Below are 1,164 nucleotides of genomic sequence, written 5' to 3' on the forward strand. Positions count from 1 at the left end.
CGATCATGCCCTCCTCCTCCACCGACGCGCCGGCCAGCAACTGCCACAGCGCGCGCCCGGCCAGGATGCCCAGCGCCAGCAGCGCGATGCGGTCGCCGCGCCGCAGCTGCGGCCACAGGCCGAGCAGGAACAGGCCGTAGAGCACGCCCGAGAAACCGACGTAGTCCGCCACCTGCGGTGCCGCGACCAGCAGCAGGATGCCGGTGCCCGCCATCAGCACCAGCAGCGCCGGCAGCCAGCGGCGATCGCGGAACAGCTCCGGACACAGCAGCCGGCACAGCAGCAGGCCGGCCAGATTGAGCAGGCAGTGCGCCCAGCCCAGATGCACCAGATGCGCCGTCAGCAGGCGCCAGAACTCGCCGGCGAGCACGGCCTCGCGCTCGAAGCGCAGCAGCGCGCGCGCGGGCTCGCCGGCCAGCTGCAACAGCAGCATGGCGACCGCCAGCAGCAGAAACAGTCCCCAACCACGCCAGACCGGCCCTATCATTCCGCTATCCTCTTGCACGAGCCCGATCCGCCGGTCATGCCCGCCACTCCTGTCGTCCGCAGCTTCGCCGCCGTGGAAAATCCCGCCGCCCGCGTGCTGATCCTGGGCAGCATGCCCGGCGTGGCCTCGCTGACCGCCGGCGAATACTACGCGCATCCGCGCAATGCCTTCTGGCACATCATGGCCGAACTCGCCGGCGCCGATCCCGCGCTGGCCTACGCCGAACGGCTGGCGCGCCTGCGCGCGGCCGGCATCGCGCTGTGGGACGTGCTCGCCAGTTGCGAACGGCCGGGCAGCCTGGATGCGGACATCGTCGCCCCCAGCGTGGTGGTCAACGACTTCGCCGGTTTCCTGCGCCGGCACCCGGAGATCGACCGCATCGGCTTCAACGGCGCCACCGCGGCGCAGTGCTTCCGCCGCCATGCCCTGCCCGGGCTGCGCGAAGCCGGCCTGGCCGATGCCCTCGCCCTGCACACGCTGCCGTCCACCAGCCCGGCTCACGCCGGCATGCCCTATGCGCGCAAGCTGGCCCTGTGGTCGGCCTTCCTGCGTGGCGACTACACTGAAGCAGCACGGGCCACATGATGCCACGCGTCCCGGCCACCCCAGCCACCAGCCGCCGGAAACCCGCATGACCCTGCTCTCACGCCTCGCCGCCAGCGCCATCAAGACCGGAC

At 71.8% G+C, this 1,164-nt stretch carries 2 protein-coding genes; one reads left to right on the forward strand and one right to left on the reverse strand.

Annotated elements, in window-relative coordinates; genetic code table 11:
* A partial coding sequence (gene rrtA / locus C5O18_RS10005; protein WP_105193475.1) for a rhombosortase occupies positions 1–487 on the reverse strand: 487 nt, incomplete at its 3' end.
* Between the two features lie 36 nt (positions 488–523).
* Here rrtA and C5O18_RS10010 point away from each other — a divergent pair.
* A complete protein-coding gene (locus tag C5O18_RS10010) occupies positions 524–1,072 on the forward strand; it encodes a DNA-deoxyinosine glycosylase (RefSeq protein WP_105193477.1) in 549 nt (182 codons plus the stop codon).
* Positions 1,073–1,164 lie beyond the last annotated feature (92 nt).

The sequence above is a fragment of the Amnimonas aquatica genome, assembly GCF_002943415.1.
In the GTDB taxonomy this organism is placed as follows: Bacteria; Pseudomonadota; Gammaproteobacteria; order Pseudomonadales; family Moraxellaceae; genus Perlucidibaca; species Perlucidibaca aquatica_A.

Coding starts and splice junctions, on each gene's coding strand:
- C5O18_RS10010 (WP_105193477.1), top strand. CDS start 524: ATGCCCGCCACTCCTGTCGTCCGCAGCTTCGCCGCCGTGGAAAATCCC.